Origin of the sequence: Pseudobacillus wudalianchiensis (assembly GCF_001685015.1) — a bacterium.
Taxonomy (GTDB): Bacteria; Bacillota; Bacilli; order Bacillales; family Domibacillaceae; genus Pseudobacillus; species Pseudobacillus wudalianchiensis.
The window spans coordinates 25,392-45,039 of record NZ_MAYT01000003.1 but is presented as its reverse complement, the minus strand read 5'-3'; the positions used below and the strand labels follow the sequence as shown (position 1 = coordinate 45,039).

Below are 19,648 nucleotides of genomic sequence, written 5' to 3'. Positions count from 1 at the left end.
ATAGATGCAAAAAGAAGTATTTCAAGACTTACCGCTTGAAGAGGTGCTCGGAGACCGATTTGGGCGTTATAGTAAATATATTATTCAGGAACGGGCGCTTCCTGATGCCCGGGATGGATTAAAGCCGGTACAGCGCCGGATTCTATACGCTATGCATACAGAGGGGAATACACATGAAAAGGGATTCCGAAAATCAGCTAAAACGGTCGGTAATGTAATCGGGAATTTCCACCCGCATGGTGACTCTTCTGTTTATGATGCAATGGTGCGGATGAGCCAGGAGTGGAAGCTTCGTCAGCTGCTTGTCGAAATGCATGGCAACAACGGTTCTGTTGACGGCGACCCACCGGCTGCGATGCGTTATACAGAAGCAAGACTGTCCGCTATTTCGGGAGAATTGTTAAAAGATATCGATAAACGTACGGTCGACTTTATTCCCAACTTTGATGATACGACAGAGGAACCGACTGTTTTACCAGCGCGGTTTCCTAATTTATTAGTCAATGGTTCAACAGGGATATCAGCGGGGTACGCAACGGAAATCCCTCCGCATCAGCTGGGCGAAGTCATTGATGCAGCAATCATGAGAATGGATCGTCCAGACTGCACAGTAGATGATTTAATGGAAGTGATCAAAGGACCAGACTTTCCAACAGGCGGCATTATCCAAGGGGTCGATGGCATTGAGAAAGCGTACAGAACAGGCAAAGGGAAAATTATTGTACGCGGAAAAGCTGAAATTGAAGAGATCCGGGGCGGAAAAAAGCAAATTGTTATCACTGAAATTCCTTACGATGTCAATAAAGCAACTCTCGTTAAAAAAATTGATGATTTCCGGCTCGATCGTAAAGTAGAAGGAATCGCTGAAGTACGGGACGAAACAGATCGCACGGGTCTTCGCATCGTAATTGAATTGAAGAAAGATGGCGATGCCCAAGGAATCTTAAACTACTTATACAAAGCAAGTGACCTACAAATTAGCTATAACTTCAATATGGTAGCGATCCATAATCAACGTCCAGTACTAATGGGGCTGCCAGAACTGCTTGATGCTTACATAAGCCACCAAAAAGAAGTGGTGACAAAGCGATCTGAATATGAACTAGCTAAAGCGAAAGCCCGCCAGCACATCGTAGAAGGATTAATCAAGGCGTTATCTATTCTTGATGAGGTCATTGCGACTATCCGGGCATCGAAGGATAAGCGTGATGCTAAAGCCAATTTAATGACTGCGTTTGACTTTACAGAAGCACAGGCAGAGGCCATTGTGAGCCTCCAGCTATACCGGTTGACCAATACAGACATTACAGCCCTGCAAAAAGAAGCAGAAGAACTTGCAGCAGAAGTAGAACAGCTAACGGCCATCTTAGCGAGTGAGAAAAAACTGACAAGTGTCATTAAAAAAGAATTAAAAGAAGTACGGAAAAAATACAATGACACGAGACGAACGGTTATCGAAAAAGAGATTGAGGAAATTAAAGTAAACCTTGAAGTCCTCATCCCTAACGAAGAAGTAGTCGTGACAGTTACAAAAGACGGCTATATTAAACGGACGAGCCTGCGCTCTTATTCTGCATCCGGCGGAAAAGATCTTGCTATGAAAGAGACCGACCGGCTCCTCTATAAAGAAGAAGTTCATACAACGGATGTATTGCTAGTGTTCACAAGCAAGGGAAGCTACTTATACTTGCCTGTGCATGAACTTCCTGATATTCGTTGGAAGGACCTTGGGCAGCATTTGGCGAGCCTTGTTACGCTTGAAAAAGATGAATCCATTGTGACGGCTTTTGCGATTAAAGATTTTCAAGAGCCGCTTTATCTGCTGTTTGCTACAAAAAATGGCATGATCAAACGGACTGAATTAGCGTCTTATAAAGTGCAACGCTATTCAAGGGCTCTCACAGCGATTAAATTAAAAGATGACGATGAGGTCATTAGCGTCCATTTAACAGATGGAAACAAACAAATTTTCTTAGCGACTCATTTTGGGTATGGACTATTATTCTCTGAAGAAGAAGTCAGTCTTGTTGGTCCGCGAGCAGCAGGAGTCAAAGGAATTAATTTAAAAGACGGCGACCATTTAGTGAGTATGGAAGTGTGGGAAGCCAACGAAGAAAAGGACTTACTGCTCGTTACCCATCGCGGAGCTGTGAAGAAAATGAAATCAACGGAATTTGAACCGCTTTCACGTGCTGCACGAGGAGTCGTCATGCTGCGGGAATTAAAAGGGAACCCACATCGTGTAGCAGGCTTAGCCGTAATCGATCAAAACGAACAGTTCGTACTGCAAACCGCAAAAGGAATCACTGAGCAGTTTGATTTTTCGGATTTAAAACGAAGCGACCGTTATTCCAACGGAACGTTCGTTTTAGACGAAAATGAGAGTGGAAAGGTCACCTCTATTTGGAAGCAGAGACAATTAGAGGATTCATAAAAGAACAAATAGGCTGACAGGATTAAGTTGATTAAAAGTGCTGAAGGAAGCTGGATACAAAACCCAGCTTCTTTTTGTTTGTTTTTATAAAAGAAAGGGAAAGAAAGAAGGGTACCTAGGTCAGTTGATTGCAAGTCAATCTTTTGGTAAATTGTAAAAGCTGATTTTTATAAATCAATATCAAGAAGGGACGCATTTTATGGATTTTATGGAAAGAATCGATCAGTACATATTATCAATCAACAATTATTTGTATTCTTATGTCATGATCGCTCTATTAATCGGGCTGGGCTTGTTTTTCTCCTTTAAAACGAAATTTGTCCAGTTTCGTTTATTTAAAGAGATGTTTCGTGTGATCTTTGAAAAATCAACGATCTCCACTGAAGGAAAGAAAGGGATTTCTTCATTCCAGGCTTTTACGGTGAGTGCTGCTTCAAGAATTGGAACAGGCAACCTGGCTGGTGTAGCGACAGCGATTGCGACAGGCGGTCCTGGTGCTGTCTTTTGGATGTGGCTCATTGCGTTTATCGGTGCTGCCTCTAGCTTCGTGGAAAGTACACTTGCGCAAATTTATAAAGTGAAAGATGAAAACGGCTTTCGCGGCGGGCCAGCTTACTATATGGAAAGAGGCTTAAATAAAAGATGGATGGGAATTATATTTGCTGTTACGATTACATTTTGTTTTGGTCTCGTCTTTAATGCCGTTCAATCTAACACCATTTCGATTGCGATGAATGAAAGCTTTCAAGTGTCAAAGCCGGTTGTGGGAATTATTTTATGTATTTTAACAGCTTTCATCATTTTTGGGGGACTTAAACGAATTGCTCATGTTACCCAAGTACTCGTACCGGTTATGGCAATTATTTACATCCTTGTAGCTTTTTTTGTATTGATCATAAATATAACAGAAATTCCAGCCATGTTTATGCTAATCATTAAAAATGCGTTTGGCATAGAAGAAGCGCTAGGCGGGACGCTCGGTGCCGCGATCATGAATGGAATCAAGCGCGGTCTATTCTCCAATGAAGCAGGGATGGGGTCAGCTCCAAACGCGGCAGCAGCCGCTTCTGTCAGCCATCCAGTGAAGCAAGGACTCATCCAGACGCTCGGCGTATTTGTCGACACCATCGTTGTTTGTTCGGCTACCGCTTTCATTATTTTGCTGTCGGGAGAATATTTACGGAAGGACGCTTCTTCGATTAACTTAACGCAATCGGCTCTTTCCGTTCATATAGGAGACTGGGCATCTATCTTTTTGGCTGTAGCTATTTTTCTGTTCGCGTTCAGTTCCGTGATCGGAAACTATTATTATGGAGAGACGAATATTGAGTTTATCAAAAACTCTCGAAGTGCTTTATTCATTTATAGACTAGCGGTTATTGGTATGGTGTACTTTGGTTCTGTTGCAAAGATTAGCCTCGTCTGGGATATGGCAGACTTGTTTATGGCGATTATGGCGCTCATTAACTTAGTTGCTATCGCTGGACTCTATAGAATCGCTGCAGCGGCATTGAAAGATTATCAACAACAGCGAAGGGCTGGAAAAGAGCCTGTTTTTTACTCGGATTCAATAGAAGGGATCGGGGAAGTAGATTGCTGGGAACGAAAACGGCTAAATGAAAAATAAGTATAGCGCAGCTTAGGCTGCGCTATGTTTATTTCGCATGTGTAAAAGTTAGAATTCTATTTCGCCTATAGAGTCAACAACCTATTTTTATTGTAAGAAATTTGATAAAATCTAAAGAACCATATTCGTTTATAGGTTTTTAATAGAGGAATATAAGGATAAATGGTGAAATTAGCCATTAAGCGAATGATAAAGCAGGTGAATGATATTGAGCAATGCCTTCGTTGTTTTGTTATATATTAATTTAGTTCTTGTCATTATTTTATTCTCCTTGCTTGCTTTTTTACTCATTCAAAAAGTAATCATTAATAGAAAAGCAGCTAAGGTAGAAAAAATAAAAGCTTATTTACGCCCCGATTTATTTGCTTATTTACTAGGGAATGAGGAAGCGTTATATAACAGGTGGATCAACGACACGCCGTTTAGCATACAAGCGCTTGAGGAGCTATTGGAAGAAGCCGCGATGATGTTAAAAGGGGAAGAAATAGGAGCGACTATTTCTTCACTCGCTGAAGAGCGCTTAACGGCTGAATATAAACGACGGCTGACAAAAAGACGGTGGAGTACACGAATGAATGTCCTTTACCGGATAGAAGGCTTTCATATGACCTCTTTTTCACCTCACTTGTGGCTTGCCCTGGCTGAGAATTCATTTCAAACAGAAGCAGAGCAGAAAGAGGCTATTAGGGTTCTTGCTTCTTTACAATCCCAAGCTTTGGCTAGGGATCTTGTTGATTTAGCCCCGCCGTATTCTAAAGGCTTATATAAGGATGTCTTGAGAAGATTTAATAATACATATCAATTGTTTTTCATAGAGAACTATGAAAAGTTAAACAATGTATTTAAACAAGCTATCATTGAGTGGATGGCAGAAAAACAGGATTACAGCAATATACCGTTTATTAAAGCCCAATTAAAACAGCCGCATTTAGAGCTTAGAATTGCCGCTCTAAAAGTGCTTTATTTATTTGGATATGCTGAAGAGGAGACGGATATCTATCCATTTAGCAGCTCTGTACATTGGCAAGAACGGATGTTGTTTGCTAAGTTGGCGGGAGCAGCAAAAAAGGATCGTTTTTTGCCCCAGCTGACAAAATTAATTGCCGATGAGAACTGGTTTGTACGCAATGCTGCCGGGGAAGCAATTCAAAAATACGCAGACGGTACGCTCATTTTGCAGCACATAGTAGAAACTCATCGCGACCGCTATGCAAAGGACATGGCTGCCCAGTGGCTCGAGAGTGAAGGAGTGACAGCGTGATGAACCAATTCATTAGCATGCTTGGTACTGTTTTGTCCTGGTTGTTTATTTCCTATACAGCTTTTGTGCTTTTATTTTACTTTATTATTCTGTTTATCTCAGCAAGGCAATTGCGCAGTGAATATGGCTTTAACTCCAGCGAAGCAGAGGAAGATCTGCTTGATTCCTTTGATACAAAGCCCGTTTCTATTCTTGTGCCTGCTTATAACGAGGAAGCGGGTATTTATAATAGTGTGCGCTCTCTCCTTAGCATTTATTATCCGGAATACGAGGTGATCGTCATTAACGATGGCTCAAAGGATAGAACTGCTGAAACGATGATCGAATCATTTCAGATGGTAAAGACAAATAAAGTATTGCGTACGAGAGTTCCAACAGCTGAAGTAAAAGGAATTTACCGTTCAACACTTTATAAAAATCTATACATGATTGACAAGAAAAATGGAGGGAAAGCAGATGCTTTAAATGCAGGGATAAACTTATCTCATTATCCATATGTCTGTTCACTGGATGGAGATTCCGTTTTAGAAAGAAATGCGTTTTTAAAAGTGATTAAGCCGATTTTAGATTCAAATGGTGATGTGATTGCTGTTGGCGGAAGCGTAAGAATTGCCAATGGCTGTTATATCGAAGGCGGAGAAGTGATGGAAGTGGGCCTATCCAACAAGCCATTTGTGATTATGCAGGTCATAGAATATTTACGAGCTTTTTTAATCGGCCGTATCGGCCTAAGCCGTCATAATTTGCTGCTTATTATTTCAGGGGCATTTGGTGTATTTGAGAAAGAGTCCGTTATTCACATTGGCGGCTATCGGACCAATACAGTAGGAGAGGATATGGATTTAGTCGTCCGGCTGCACCGGATGATTAAAGAGGAAGGAATAAATAAAAAGATACTATACGTACCTGACCCAGTCTGCTGGACAGAGGCTCCAGAGTCGGCTCTCTATTTACGCAGGCAGCGCCAGCGTTGGCATCGAGGGCTTTGTGAAGTCATTTGGAATAACAAGGATATGCTGTTTAACCCAAAATACGGCCTTGTCGGCATGTTATCCATGGCTTATTTCTTTTTAATTGAGCTGATGGGCGTGTTTGTTGAACTGATGGGTTATTTGCTTATTATATTCGGCTTGCTATTTTCATTTATTAATCCAGAAACGGCCCTGCTGATGGCCACTTTATCATTTTTATATGGCTCGATTTTATCCATGAGCGGTGTGCTCTTAGAAGAATGGAGTTTAAGGAAGTATCCAGAACCGTCTGATATTGTGAAACTATTTTTCTTTGCCCTTTCTGAAACATTCTGGTATCGCCCTTTAATGATTAAATGGCGGTTAGAAGGATTTTTTCAGTTTTTAGCTGGTAAGAAGGATTGGGGAGAGATGAAGCGGATTGGTGTCGGAGCGAAGACAGAATCAAAATAACGTTTAGTAACCATCACGAATAAAAGCAGCTGAAAGGAGCCTTATTCATTTGTTTCAGGAATTTAAAAAATTTGCCATGCGCGGCAATGTGATTGATCTAGCTGTCGGTGTCATTATTGGCTCGGCGTTTGGCAAAATTGTTTCTTCTCTTGTACAAGATATGATTATGCCCGTCATCGGCTTATTGATAGGAGGCATTAATTTTTCTAAATTGGTGTTCCAGTTTGGAAAAGCGGAAGTAAAGTACGGGCTTTTTATACAGTCTATTGTTCACTTTCTCATTATTTCTTTTGCTTTGTTTCTCTTTGTTCGTTTGTTCAACAAGTTGTATCATGAGAAAAAAGAAGAAGAGAAGGAACCTGTGCTTTCTAAGGAAGAAGAATTGCTTACAGAGATTAGAGATTTATTAAAATCGAAAAAAGTGCTTAACAATTTAGAAGATTCAGAGTATAATAGAGAAAATTAAATAAAAGTTAGCTAGGGGTGCCTTTATGGCTGAGAGGATGCAAGCATCTAACCCTTGAACCTGATTTGGTTAGTACCAACGGAGGGAAGCTGTATTTTATGTATGTATCTTTGTTTGTTGTACATAAAGAAAAGCCTGCCGTTGTGGCAGGCTTTTTTTCATTGTAAAAAGGAGGAATCACTATGGATGAATTAATCATTGGTCAAACGAAGTTAACGAACCGGCTCTTTACGGGTACAGGAAAGTTTGCGGATCACTCGGTCATGAGGCAAGCCTTTGCCCAGTCCGGTTCAGAAGTAGTCACGGTAGCTGTCAGAAGGGTGGACCTCGAAGCGGGGCATGAAAACATTTTGGAGGATATTCCGTCCAACATGATTATTATGCCTAATACATCAGGTGCAAGAAATGCGGAGGAGGCGGTCAGGATCGCTAGACTGGCGAGAGCGGCTGGAATGGGCAATTGGATTAAAATCGAAGTGATTTCTGATCAGAAGTATTTACTGCCAGACAATGAGGAAACGATTCGGGCGACTGATATCCTTTCTAACGAGGGCTTTGTTGTTCTCCCTTATATGAATCCTGATTTAATGGCAGCCAAAAAATTAGCGGATGCCGGCGCGGCCGCTATTATGCCGCTCGGTTCACCTATTGGATCAAATAGAGGCATTCGTATGAAAGAAATGATTCGCATTTTAATAGAAGAAAAAACGCTGCCTATTATTGTGGACGCCGGAATTGGCAGGCCGTCTGAAGCGGCTGAAGCAATGGAAATGGGAGCGGACGCTGTTCTTGTTAACACGGCCATTGCGACAGCGGACGACCCGGTAAGCATGGCAGAAGCGTTTAACTTGGCCGTTATGGCTGGACGAAAAGCATATTTAGCCGGACTAGGACCAGTCTCACAAAGAGCCGCTGCTTCATCGCCGCTAACTGGATTTTTACGTTAGCCTTTGCTTAAGGTGAACGCTGTTCTTTGATAGTAAATGATAGTAAGGAGGAATTTGATGAGTTTCTATGAGGTGTACGATTCAATCAAACATAAACCATATGAAACGATGTTAGAAAGCATGACCGTAAAGGATGTAGACAGGGCTTTAAATAAAACGGAACTAGACGAACACGACTTATTAGCCCTTCTTTCACCGGCTGCTGCTGAGCGCTTAGAAGAAATGGCGCAGAAGGCTCATTGGTTAACTGTTCAGAATTTTGGGAAAACGATTTCTTTGTATGCACCGTTATACTTAACAGACTACTGTGTAAATAAATGTGCTTATTGCAGCTTTAGTTTTGATAACGATTTTCCAAGACGGAAATTAACCGCTTTGGAAATTGATCAGGAGGCTAAAGCGTTAAAAGATATGGGCATCCAGCACGTTATTTTGCTGACAGGTGAATCTCGTGTTCACTCGTCCGTTTCATATTTGGCAGAGAGTGCCCGTATTTTAAGGAAGCATGCTGCTTCGATCGCGATTGAAGTGCAGCCGCTTGATGCGGAGGAATATCACCAGCTTTTCCAGGCCGGTGTTGATGGGCTGACTGTTTATCAAGAAGTCTACAATGAAGAAGTGTATAAAGACATTCATATAAAAGGGCCGAAACGGAATTATCGCTACCGCCTTGATGCACCGGAGCGAGGCTGTCAGGCCGGCATGCGGTCAATTAATATCGGGGCGCTGCTCGGGATGGACAATTGGCGAAAAGAAGTGTTCTTTACGGCTTTGCATGCCCGCTATTTACAGAAAAAATACATCGAAACAGACATTGCTGTTTCCTTTCCGCGTATCCGTCCGAACCTCGGTGGCTTCGAGCCGCGAGTGAACGTAGAGGATAAAGATCTTGTTCAGGCCATGCTTGCTTTCCGCTTATTTATGCCGCGTGCAGGCATTACGCTCTCCACTCGTGAAGAAGCAGAACTTAGAGATCACCTTATTAAGCTTGGCGTAACAAAAATGTCCGCCGCTTCTTCTACAGTTGTTGGTGGCTATGCGAATAAAAAAGAAGATAACAGCCAATTTGAAATTTCCGATACCCGTTCGGTAGAAGAAGTAAAGCACCGGCTTAAACAGCTCGGTTATCAGCCGGTTTCTAAAGACTGGGATATTTTAGCAGGTGAGGAGGAGAAAGATGCCTTTTCAGCTTCATGTGATTACGACCGGAAAGCTCGAACTGGTGCAGGCGTCTAATATCGCCGCCGAGATTCATTCTTTCGTTGACTTCATTCACATAAGAGAAAAACAGCGCAGTGCCAAGGAGTTATTCCATTGGGTTGAAACTTTTATCGTTAACGGCGTTCCTAAAGAAAAAATTATCATCAATGACCGTGTAGACGTGGCACTTGCCACTGGAGCCGGCGGTGTGCAATTAACAGAGAACAGTTTGCCGCCGCAAATTGTAAAAACGTTTAGTCAACAGCTGAAAATGGGCTGTTCGATCCACGAGCCCGCAGCTGCTGTAAAGAAGGCAGCAGGACAGGTAGATTGGCTGCTATTTGGCCATATCTATGAAACAGCTTCTAAGCAGGGTAGAAAACCTAGAGGACTAGACCTGTTGAAAAAAACAGTCCGCGCTTCATCTGTCCCTGTTGTGGCAATTGGTGGAATTAGGCCGCAGCATATCCGAGAAATAAAAATGACGGGAGCGAAAGGCATCGCTGTGATGTCAGGGATTTTTGCTAGCAAAGAGCCAGGGAAAGCAGCTGCTTGCTATCACAATGAAATAAACAAGGAGGAAAAAGAGGTATATGAATATCATCATTAACGGCAAAGAGGAACAAATGGCTTTGCAAGAACCAACGCTTGAACAGTTGCTCGCTGCTTATTCACTGCAGGGCAAATCGGTGATCATTGAAGCAAATGGACAGATTGTTCCAAAAGAGAAGATTGGTTCGACGACTGTAAAAGAGGGCGACCGTATTGAAATTGTTCAATTCGTTGGCGGGGGTTAAGAAGGAGGAAGGATGATGGAAAGCCGTTATTCCAGACAAGAATTGTTTTTAAAGGAAGCCCATCCTTATACGGATAAACACGTATTGATTGTAGGGGCAGGGGCGCTCGGTTCATCCTTGGCAGAAATGCTCGTTAGGGCGGGAATCGGAAAGCTTACCTTGATTGATCGTGATTACGTTGATTGGACAAACTTGCAGCGACAGCAGCTTTATAAGGAGCAAGATGCCAAAGAGCGTCTGCCAAAAGCAGAAGCAGCTAGAACAAGAATTCAAGAGATTAATTCTGGCGTAGAGATATCCGCTATCACTGCAGATGGAGGACCAGAGGAGCTGTCAACTCTAATGGAGGATCAACGTCCAGATCTGCTGCTGGATGGAACGGATAATTTTGAAACACGATTTTTAATCAATGACTTGTCTCAAAAATATAACGTTCCATGGATCTATGGGGCATGCGTCGGCAGCCAGGGAATTAGCTGCGTCATTATCCCTGGAGAAACACCGTGTTTCACTTGCTTGCTGGATGTGCTCCCAGCCGAGGGAATGACTTGTGACACAGCGGGAATTATTGCCCCCGCCGTGCAGATGACGACCGCCTTTCAAGGGGCGGAAGCATTGAAAATCCTGGCAGGCAGATGGGGAGATGTACGGCGAGAGCTTGTTTCATTTGATGTATGGAAAAACACTTATTCCTCTATTAAGATAGAGGCGTTAAAGAAAACAAATTGTCCATCCTGCGGAGAAGAGGCAAGATATCCGTATTTAACCGAAGACAATCGGACAAAAACAGCTGTTTTGTGTGGAAGAAACACGGTGCAGGTAAGACCGCCAAACAACAGAACGTTTAATTTAACAGAGCTAGCTTCCATACTTGAGAAGCAAGGAGCAAAAGTAACAACAAATGGCTTTTTGCTTTCCGCTGTCATTTTAGAAAAAAGAATTGTTCTTTTTCAAGATGGCAGGATGCTTGTACACGGCTCAAAAGATCCAGAAGGGGCTAAAAAGCTTTATCAGCAATTGCTAGGTTAATAATGAAGGAAAAGACTGTCGGCGCGCAGAGGCTGGCAGTCTTTTTCTCATTGTACAAAATGGCCGCTTACTGTTCTATTTCTCCAGCCGCAGCGATATAAAGGAAGGGAGATAGTCTATTCAGAAAGGGAGAAACATCTTTTTACATAGCGTACAGAGAAAGGGGAAGAGGTTGAATGAAAAGCTGTTTACAGTGTGGAAGGACGAGCAGACAAGAGAGAGAAAAATGTCCTTTTTGCGGCATAAGAACAGCGGCTGGGCAAACGGCAGCTACACTTGAAGCGAACAGGCAGAAACAGAGGTGCTGGATGATGTTTTTGCTTATTTTATTGTTGGGTGGAGTAGTAGCGATAGCTTTTTTGTTCCATACATCACCGAAAGAGCTTTTTTTATTATCTGAATACGAAAATTACAAACAAATGAAAGCCGACTTTACTGAACAATATGGAGAAGCAGTCGAGTTCTCTAACAAGGTGACAGAGCAGCCCTCAATTTCCCATATCACACTGCAAGCCGGAATGAAAATGAACCCTCTGCCTTCTCATTCCCAAGCTGCGATGTTAGGAGAACGATTCAACAAAGCGAAAATGGCCATAAAAGCACAACGAGATCCACAGAACAACGCAGGGCATTATAATGTTGCTCTCAATCTTGAAAATGAAGACATCCTCGACATGGATTTCATTCATACAGATACACAAATGGGGATTAAGGTACCCACGCTTTACTCTAAGCTTTTCTATCTGAACTTGGGAGAATACGGTGATTTTATGGGGAAAATCGAGCCATCTTATGCCGGACCTGAAAAACTAGAATTCTCAACCGTAAATTGGAAAGAACTTGAGCTAACCGAAAAAGAAATAAATTACTTGCAAGAACGGTATATCCCTTTTCTAATAGAACAGCTAAAGGAGGAGAATTTTGCTCTTGAAAAAGGGATAGAGTATTCGGTTAAAGGAGAAAAGCTGAAGCTTAAAAAAGTGACCCTTTCATTGACAGCAGAAGAGACAAAAAGCTTCATGACTCTCTTCATAGATCGGTTAATTCAAGATAAAAAACTTCATTCCATGCTGGCGGCCCGGATAGAAAAGGCGGCAAAAGCAGGAGCTATTATAGAGGCAAATGGAGAAGTGCCTAGTCAAAAGAGGATAGAAGCCGATATGGTGAATAATTTAAAACAAGAAAAGAAAAAGTTACAGGAAACAACATTCCCAGAAGGCTTTTCTTCTATTTTGCTTATAGATAAAAAACAGAGGATAGTTGAGCGGACATTGAAATGGATAGTTGCTTCATCGGCTGCTGGTCAAGTCGCTTGGTCTATTCAGACAAAGGATGTTCCTTTTGGAAAAGAACAGAGTTTAAAAGAGTGGACAGTAAAGGCCGTACCGAAAGAGCATAGAGGAGAAATAACCACTGTTCGATGGACAAAACATATTAAAGGGAAAGAGAAAGGACGAACAGAAAAGGCACACCTTTCTTTAAAAGCGAACGGCAAAACGATCAATTTCAAAATGAAATCAACATTTAATAGAAATTCAGGAGAAAAGCAAAAGGTTAACCGTTTCTTTGCCATTGCGGCTCAAGGGATAAGGAATCGTGAAAGGTTCTCTAACATTAGCGGAAGCGTCAAACAAGTTCAGGACATCAATATGGATAAGAAGTATTTAAACGACAAGCTGGATGTAACCATCAACTATGGTGACGAAGTAGATAGGGGAGCGTTTTCTTTTTTAATCGAGTCGAAGTCAAAGCTAGTGGACAAAGTTAAAACCGTTTCATTCTCAAATGATCTTAAAAACAGTGTAGACGTGAACAGGATAACAGAGGCCCAAATGGCGCAAATCCAGCAGGAAGTCGTCTTAAATGTCATAAATTTTATAAATAGATTAGGGCTGCTTGGAGGGGCTCCTCTCATAGATGACCCTCAAGCGGAAGACTTGTATAAGGAGGATCCGGAATCTGAAGAAGTGTTTCGTAGCGAGACATTGGAACATGAAAAGGGAGTTTTCTAACTAGCCGTGCTCCTTATTAAAATCCATCAAGCATGAATAGGTGAAATGGTCATGAAAACAATCTGTTTAGCGAGACCGAACAGGTTGTTTTTTATATTATCAACTGCAGTATCCTCGTTTCAAAGAATAAGAGAATATATGTAACTACTCTTGCATATTATAACATGTCCTGCATCTATGATTCTTTTAATCTTTGCATGGAAAGCCGCAGTTCTCCTATACCAAAGGAGCTGCCACACGTTATCAAAGAAAACGGAGGGGTTACAATGCAAAAACTACTTTCAGTACTGCCGCGTGTTCAGGAGTTTTTAAAAGGAACGAAAAAGCTGTTCATAAATGGGGAATGGGTTAGCCCAGTGTCAGGAAAAACATTTAAAACTTTTAATCCGGCTACAGGAGATGTGCTGGCTCTTGTGGGAGAAGCACAGAAAGAAGATATTGATAAAGCTGTAAAAGCAGCGAGAAAAGCATTTGATGAAGGCCCGTGGTCAAAAATGAGTGCAGCGGACCGCAGCCGGTTGATTTATCTGCTGGCGGATAAGATGGAAGAACATAAGAAGGAACTTGCGCAGCTTGATACACTGGACAGTGGTAAGCCAATCCGTGAATCGTCAGCGGCGGATGTCCCGCTTGCCATTGAGCATTTCCGCTACTTTGCTGGCTGGTCTACAAAGATTCTTGGTCAAACGATCCCAGTGAGCGGCAACTATTTAAATTATACACGCCATGAGCCTGTAGGGGTTGTGGGCCAAATTATTCCGTGGAACTTCCCGTTATTAATGGCAACATGGAAGCTTGGAGCCGCTTTGGCCACAGGTTGTACAGTTGTGTTAAAACCGGCAGAGCAAACGCCGCTCTCCGCTTTATACTTAGCAGGGCTCGCCCAAGAAGTCGGATTTCCACCGGGCGTTATTAATGTGGTAACAGGGTTTGGAGAAACAGCAGGTGCACCGCTCGTTAACCATGAGCAAGTGGATAAAATTGCTTTTACCGGATCGACAGAAGTTGGAAAGTTGATCATGCGGCAAGCTTCCAGCACGTTGAAGAGAGTGACGCTTGAGCTAGGCGGGAAGTCGCCCAATATTATCTTGCCAGATGCCGATTTAAGTAAAGCAGTGCCAGGGTCTTTATCTGGCATTATGTTTAATCAGGGGCAAGTTTGCTGTGCAGGTTCCCGTTTGTATGTACCGAAAAAACAATATGACAACTTCTTAGCAGATATGGTCGGCCATGCTAAAAAAATCAAACAGGGACAAGGGATCGATCCGGCTACTGAAATGGGGCCGCTCGTCTCTGATGAGCAGCAAAAAAGAGTAATGACCTATATCCGGAAAGGAAAAGAAGAAGGAGCGGAAATTTTAACGGGCGGAACGGTGCCTTTTAAACAAGGATATTTTGTTCAGCCGACGATCTTTGCGGATGTCAATGACTCTATGACCATCGCGCGGGAAGAAATATTTGGGCCTGTCGTTTCCGCGTTGCCTTATGAAGACATCGATGACTTAATTGAACGGGCCAACAAGACAAACTACGGATTGGCTGCCGGTGTCTGGACGGAGAACTTAAAGAATGCTCATTATATAGCGAGCCGTCTAAAAGCGGGAACAGTATGGGTGAATTGTTATAACGTATTAGATGCAGCGAGTCCGTTTGGTGGATATAAACAATCAGGCCTTGGCCGGGAAATGGGATCTTATGCCCTTGATGCATATACAGAAGTGAAAAGCGTATGGGTCGATTTAAAAATGTAACCCTTATGTAAAGCAGAAACTAAACGAAGAAGCATTTGACTGATTTTGGTCAAATGCTTCTTTTCTCACTTATTTCAAAAATAATGATGAAACTCTTTCTCCGCGATAACCGTCGCTGATTTTCTTCGAAATAACAGCCAAACGAATATGCTTAAAGTAAAGGCTACTCCTTCAAGTGAAAGAATATACCAAGGGTAAGGTCCAAGAAAGTCAAGCAGGCTGGCCGTTGAAGGCTTATGGTGCAAGTAGAGATAATTTCCCTCTGTGAGTTGATTGATGAATGAAATAACAGGCACAAGCAGATTAAGAAAAATCATCGTCTTGATAACCGATGTAAAGGTAGGTCTGTAGCCTTTTACCCACGTAAAGTAAAGGGGGGTGCAAACGATTAGAATATGTGTACAAAAGAAATGAAAAAATCGAAAATGCGGAAAGCCAAAAAACAAATAAGGAGTAATTAAGGCTTGAGACGCTCCAAGTAAGCCGATAAATAACAAAATCTCATAAAATATATTTTTCCTCGTTATCAGGAGAAGAATAGTAAAGAAAGTGGCAAAGCTGCACAGTTCAAGCGGAAGAGACCGGTCGGCTGTCCATGTGCCGGTGTGAAGCATCCAGATATGGTAAGTCGCCTCGATTCCAATTAAGAAGAATGCAACCGCTAATTCAACGGTCCGCATGTTTCTGTTACGCAGCTTGTCTTTAAATAGAAAAATAGAAAAAGCAATCAGAACCAATAGGATTAACGCCGCAATATGGCTAGCAGAAAACATATGGAAATGAACGTGTTTGTAACTGCCGCTGAACCAATCCATCTATTCGTCCCCCTTATTTGAATATCTTACCATATAGGAATCCATTAAATAACCATCCTATGAAAAAGGCAGTTTATTGATTTATACGCACATCAAAAATATAAAATACTGCATAGTTGTACATGAAAGTAAAAAGAAACCGGTATAATTATAGTAGGAAAGAAATTACAGGGGGTTCATTATGGTAAAATATATCGTTTTTGACTTTGACGGTACGCTGGCAAATTCGCTTGAGTTATTTATTGCCGGATACAACGACCTCGCTGCTAAGGAAGGCTACCGTGAGGTGAAGAAAGAGGACATAGATTCTTTAAGTAAGATGACGATTCCAGAGAGGTGCCGCCATCTGAATTTTCCAATGAGAAACATTCCCTTAGCAGCAACGAAACTGTACCGATATTTAAGGAAATCAGAGAGGGGGCTTCCGCTTTACTCAGGAGTTAAAGAAATGCTTGATCAACTTCATCAAAAAGGATTAAAGGTTGCCATTATTTCGTCTAATGCGACGGACATTATTAGCCGTTCACTTCAAGACCATCAAATTAGTTACGTAGATGATATACTATGCTCTAAACATATTTTCAGTAAAGATAAATTGATGAAGAAGCTGATGGCAAAATATAAGGTACAGCCATCAGAGGTGTTATATGTGGGGGATGAAGAAAGGGATATTTTGGCCAGTAAAAAAGCGGGAATAAAAGTTGTTTGGGTTGATTGGGGATACGATGATGAGGCGATTGCTTTGAAAGCAAGCCCGGATTTCATTGCTCGGCAGCCTTCTGATATCTTGACAGCTGTAGCGGAGATACAATAATATTCAAATCATTAAGAGAAAGCTGTCGCCTGGCCGGAAAATGAGCTGGACGACAGTTTTTTTTGGAGAAGCCTTGGATTTATTTACTTGCTGCCTTTTGCTATACTTGAGCCGTTTAGAGCGGAGTGACCGGTCAATATCTTAAAGTAAGCAGTAAATCACGAATAGAAGGGTCTTTCATAATGGTGTCTCTGTACTTATAAGTAATTTCTGTCAAAGCGACATCATGATAGAAAAATTCAGTGAAGAATTTTACTAATGGCTTCGACATCGTATGGATCGCCTGCCATTTATGTTCCTCAATGCCCGCAAACAGCATTTCCCGGCCGTCGACTATTAAGATTCGGCTTTTTTCCAAATGGTTGTGATTCTTATCCGGAATCAACGTCGTGACTGAAGAGATGGTTGTAGAAATTTCACCAATTACGTGAATTTTCACTTCCACTCCATTACGATATTTATCTTCTAGAAGAGGAAGATAATCAGGGAAGTCGTCTGACCATCCGGAAATAATAATAGAATGAGCCGCTTTTTGAATGATACTTTTCAATAAAGCTTGAATAGAGCGATTTTCTTTCAGTGTCCAGACACGGTCATCTGTAGTTGTCTGCCTCATTTTAGCTTTACGCAATTGATCAATATGCGAATCAAAGTCTGCTCTTAGCTTCGCGATGGCAGACTCAACCGGAAGAGCGGTGTACAGCCGCTTTTTTTCAATTGTTGATTCAAGAATCATTCCCTTTTCTCCCATTCGATAGAGCACTTCATATACTTTTGCACGGGGAACGCCGGATAGTTTAACGATGCTTGTTGCATCTAATGGTTCTCCGGTCGAGACAAGAGATTCATATACTTTGCTCTCGTACTGAGAAAATCCAAATTGTTGAAGCATGGTTTGACCCCTCACTCATCTTTTTTAAACACATCATAACATAACCATAAAATATCACAGGGTGAAAAAATTTTTTCTTGTCTTTTCTCTATGTAAAAGTTACTCTTTTAGTAGTAACTTTTACAGGAAGGGTGCTTGCATGGATAAAAGAGTGTATTTATTAACCATCGTATCCTTTGTTGTTGGAATGGTGGAATTAATTATTGGCGGGCTGCTCGATTTAGTGGCTCAAGACTTAAATGTAAGTCTTGGACGCGCCGGGTTTTTAATTACGGTCTTTTCACTCGTATTTGCTGTTTCGGCGCCAGTTTTGTTAACTTTAACTGCAAACATTGAACGAAAAAAGTTAACTTTACTTGCTTTGGTTACTTTCTTAATTGGCAATATTGTGGCTGCTGTCAGCCCATCTTACAATTTATTATTGTTTGCTCGGATACTCTCGGCTGCGAGCGGCTCACTGCTTGTTGTACTTTGTGTAACAATGGCATCAAATGTTGTTTCGCAGGCGTACCGGGCCCGAGCGATTGGAATTGTATTCATGGGAATTAGCGCATCACTTGTGCTGGGGGTGCCAATCGGATTGGTGCTTGGAAATGCTTTTGGCTGGAGAGCTCCCTTTATTCTTATCTGTCTGTTAACTGTGCTTTCCATAACCGGCGTGTATTTTTTTATGGGAAAGCTGGAGGCAAGACCCTCTATCCCATTTAAAGATCAGCTGCGGACGCTAAAAGAAGGGAAGATTCTTCTCGCTCAATTGATTTCTTTCCTGTTTCTTGCCGGTCATTTGACGCTGTATGGATACTTGACTCCTTTTTTAAAGAGCTCGATGCATTTAGATGGAACGTGGGTGAGTGCTGTCTATTTCATTTTTGGCGTAGCAGCTGTGTTAGGCGGGGGACTTGGCGGAGTGCTGGCCGATCGGTTCGGCACTAAACAGACAATTCTCTCTGTTCTTATTCTATTTGCTGTTACTCTTTTTTCTATTCCATACACAACATTTGCTTTGCCGCTCTTTCTAATGATCATGATTATATGGAGCATGCTGAGCTGGGCGATTACACCCGCGATGCAAAGCTACTTAATAGAAGTTTCTCCAGAAACAGCTGATATCCAGCAAAGCCTGAACAATTCGGCCCTTCACTTCGGCATTGCCTTCGGCTCATTTATTGGTGGACTTGTGATTGAACATGCGTCTGTTGAACAGAATGCTAGTGTTGGCGGAATATTTATTTTAATCGCTCTTATAACAGCTATTTTTTCTGTAGCAAAAGAAAATAAAAGAGCAGTGAACAATGAAGAACTGGAAAGGGTAAAGCAATTGTGAAAAATATGTTTCGCTATGTTAAGAGGTTCTATTATTTGTTACAAGGCATATTTGCCAAACGAAAAACCGTGCAGGAAGTTGTAGCTTCCTGCACGGTTTTTTTTTCTGTCGAACTGTCTTGATGGGGAAATAGGCTGCTTTTAATACTTTCTATAGCTCACTTTATCGATAACCGTTGCGGACGGTGCCGGTCCTTCTATCTCAAGCCATGAAGGATACCAGCTGTTAATCATCAGCTGCATCGGTTGGGAGCTGAAATTGCCTTTCCAGGACTGGATTAGCTCTCCATCAATCAGAAAGCGTGTTTCTTCAGGCAGGACGTCCATTCGGTAATCGTGAAATTCCTGCGTTGGATCAAATGGAAGAGGGTATTCCTGCTGTTTCGCCACTTTTCCATTTTCGTAAATCGTAAAAAGCACTTTGCTCTTTCGTTCGTTAAAAATCTCGATATCCACCTCATGGTATAAATCAGGTGGGGCGTAGAGAAAGAATCCTGTAATCGAACCAGGGGAATGGGCCGTTTTAATGCTGGCTTCAAATTGCCCGTATTGAAAAAATTCCTTCGTTCGGATTTCTCCACCGGCTGCTGTTTGGTTGTTTAGTTCAATTTTTATCGTGCCGGAACCTGGTTGAACTTGCTGAGCTAGCAAGTAGCCGCGCCCCAATTTAAACTGCTCTCGCACCTCCCATTTTTTATTATCCAGACTCTGAAAGGTGTCGACGGTTGACGGTGTAAAATCTACTGTTTCTTTTTCTGAAAACAAGTTTTTCTCCTTTAGTAATAGGAGAACCAATGAAAAAGCCGCTATGAACAACAACAAGCTTGAAAGAAGTAACTTCTTTTTCATTTACCTA

Annotated in this window: 17 protein-coding genes and 1 riboswitch; of the genes, 14 read left to right on the top strand and 3 right to left on the bottom strand. The window is 41.9% G+C overall.

The annotated features are described in order from the left end of the window. Window positions 1–4: 4 nt before the first annotated feature. The 12 genes from parC to A8F95_RS05380 all read left to right on the top strand — a co-directional run bounded on the left by parC (window position 5) and on the right by A8F95_RS05380 (window position 14,948). Window positions 5–2,434 carry a DNA topoisomerase IV subunit A gene (gene parC, locus A8F95_RS05435; RefSeq protein WP_065409617.1) on the top strand — a complete coding sequence of 810 codons (2,430 nt, stop codon included), beginning with the start codon at window positions 5–7 and terminating at the stop codon, window positions 2,432–2,434. A gap of 208 nt (window positions 2,435–2,642) precedes the next feature. Continuing rightward, a complete protein-coding gene (locus A8F95_RS05430; protein ID WP_095407444.1) occupies window positions 2,643–4,061 on the top strand; it encodes an alanine/glycine:cation symporter family protein in 1,419 nt (472 codons plus the stop codon). A gap of 202 nt (window positions 4,062–4,263) precedes the next feature. Next, entirely contained in the window at window positions 4,264–5,322 is a 1,059-nt protein-coding gene (locus A8F95_RS05425; RefSeq protein WP_141676229.1) for a HEAT repeat domain-containing protein, read from the top strand. Between the two features lie 17 nt (window positions 5,323–5,339). Next, the gene (locus A8F95_RS05420) at window positions 5,340–6,746 is read left to right on the top strand and encodes a glycosyltransferase family 2 protein (protein ID WP_065409669.1); all 1,407 of its coding nucleotides are present in this window, start codon (window positions 5,340–5,342) and stop codon (window positions 6,744–6,746) included. A gap of 49 nt (window positions 6,747–6,795) precedes the next feature. Beyond that, window positions 6,796–7,212: a large conductance mechanosensitive channel protein MscL gene (mscL, locus tag A8F95_RS05415; protein ID WP_065409614.1), complete on the top strand. Its 417-nt coding sequence runs from the start codon at window positions 6,796–6,798 to the stop codon at window positions 7,210–7,212. A gap of 3 nt (window positions 7,213–7,215) precedes the next feature. After that, window positions 7,216–7,316, top strand: a riboswitch (TPP riboswitch). Window positions 7,317–7,394: 78 nt separating this feature from the next. Beyond that, complete coding sequence (locus A8F95_RS05410; protein WP_065409613.1) at window positions 7,395–8,159, top strand: thiazole synthase; 765 nt, start codon at window positions 7,395–7,397, stop codon at window positions 8,157–8,159. A gap of 57 nt (window positions 8,160–8,216) precedes the next feature. Then, complete coding sequence (gene thiH, locus A8F95_RS05405) at window positions 8,217–9,395, top strand: 2-iminoacetate synthase ThiH (protein WP_065409612.1); 1,179 nt, start codon at window positions 8,217–8,219, stop codon at window positions 9,393–9,395. After that, window positions 9,337–9,969, top strand: a complete 633-nt coding sequence (locus A8F95_RS05400) for a thiamine phosphate synthase (RefSeq protein ID WP_065409611.1) — start codon at window positions 9,337–9,339, stop codon at window positions 9,967–9,969. Before thiH ends, A8F95_RS05400 begins: the two co-directional genes overlap by 59 nt. After that, on the top strand, window positions 9,953–10,156 hold the full coding sequence (thiS, locus tag A8F95_RS05395) for a sulfur carrier protein ThiS (protein ID WP_065409610.1): 204 nt from the start codon (window positions 9,953–9,955) through the stop codon (window positions 10,154–10,156). The genes A8F95_RS05400 and thiS overlap by 17 nt, the downstream gene beginning before the upstream one ends. Before the next feature lie 15 nt (window positions 10,157–10,171). Further along, complete coding sequence (locus tag A8F95_RS05390) at window positions 10,172–11,185, top strand: ThiF family adenylyltransferase (RefSeq protein WP_065409609.1); 1,014 nt, start codon at window positions 10,172–10,174, stop codon at window positions 11,183–11,185. A 176-nt stretch (window positions 11,186–11,361) separates the two neighbouring features. Then, a complete protein-coding gene (locus tag A8F95_RS05385; protein ID WP_065409608.1) occupies window positions 11,362–13,197 on the top strand; it encodes a DUF6583 family protein in 1,836 nt (611 codons plus the stop codon). 266 nt (window positions 13,198–13,463) lie between these two features. After that, complete coding sequence (locus A8F95_RS05380) at window positions 13,464–14,948, top strand: aldehyde dehydrogenase family protein (protein ID WP_065409607.1); 1,485 nt, start codon at window positions 13,464–13,466, stop codon at window positions 14,946–14,948. A 74-nt stretch (window positions 14,949–15,022) separates the two neighbouring features. Here A8F95_RS05380 and A8F95_RS05375 read toward each other — a convergent pair whose 3' ends face one another. Then, entirely contained in the window at window positions 15,023–15,763 is a 741-nt protein-coding gene (locus A8F95_RS05375) for a YwaF family protein (RefSeq protein WP_065409606.1), read from the bottom strand. A gap of 181 nt (window positions 15,764–15,944) precedes the next feature. Between A8F95_RS05375 and A8F95_RS05370 the strand changes: the two genes are divergently transcribed. Next, window positions 15,945–16,577 (top strand): HAD-IA family hydrolase, encoded by a 633-nt coding sequence (locus A8F95_RS05370; protein ID WP_065409605.1) that lies wholly within the window; start codon window positions 15,945–15,947, stop codon window positions 16,575–16,577. A 133-nt stretch (window positions 16,578–16,710) separates the two neighbouring features. Here the strand turns inward: A8F95_RS05370 and A8F95_RS05365 are convergent, their stop codons facing one another. Beyond that, complete coding sequence (locus tag A8F95_RS05365) at window positions 16,711–17,469, bottom strand: TrmB family transcriptional regulator (RefSeq protein ID WP_065409604.1); 759 nt, start codon at window positions 17,467–17,469, stop codon at window positions 16,711–16,713. A 139-nt stretch (window positions 17,470–17,608) separates the two neighbouring features. Between A8F95_RS05365 and A8F95_RS05360 the strand changes: the two genes are divergently transcribed. Next, the gene (locus A8F95_RS05360; RefSeq protein WP_065409603.1) at window positions 17,609–18,793 is read left to right on the top strand and encodes an MFS transporter; all 1,185 of its coding nucleotides are present in this window, start codon (window positions 17,609–17,611) and stop codon (window positions 18,791–18,793) included. Between the two features lie 140 nt (window positions 18,794–18,933). Here A8F95_RS05360 and A8F95_RS05355 read toward each other — a convergent pair whose 3' ends face one another. Beyond that, on the bottom strand, window positions 18,934–19,641 hold the full coding sequence (locus A8F95_RS05355) for a glycoside hydrolase family 16 protein (RefSeq protein ID WP_065409602.1): 708 nt from the start codon (window positions 19,639–19,641) through the stop codon (window positions 18,934–18,936). Window positions 19,642–19,648 lie beyond the last annotated feature (7 nt).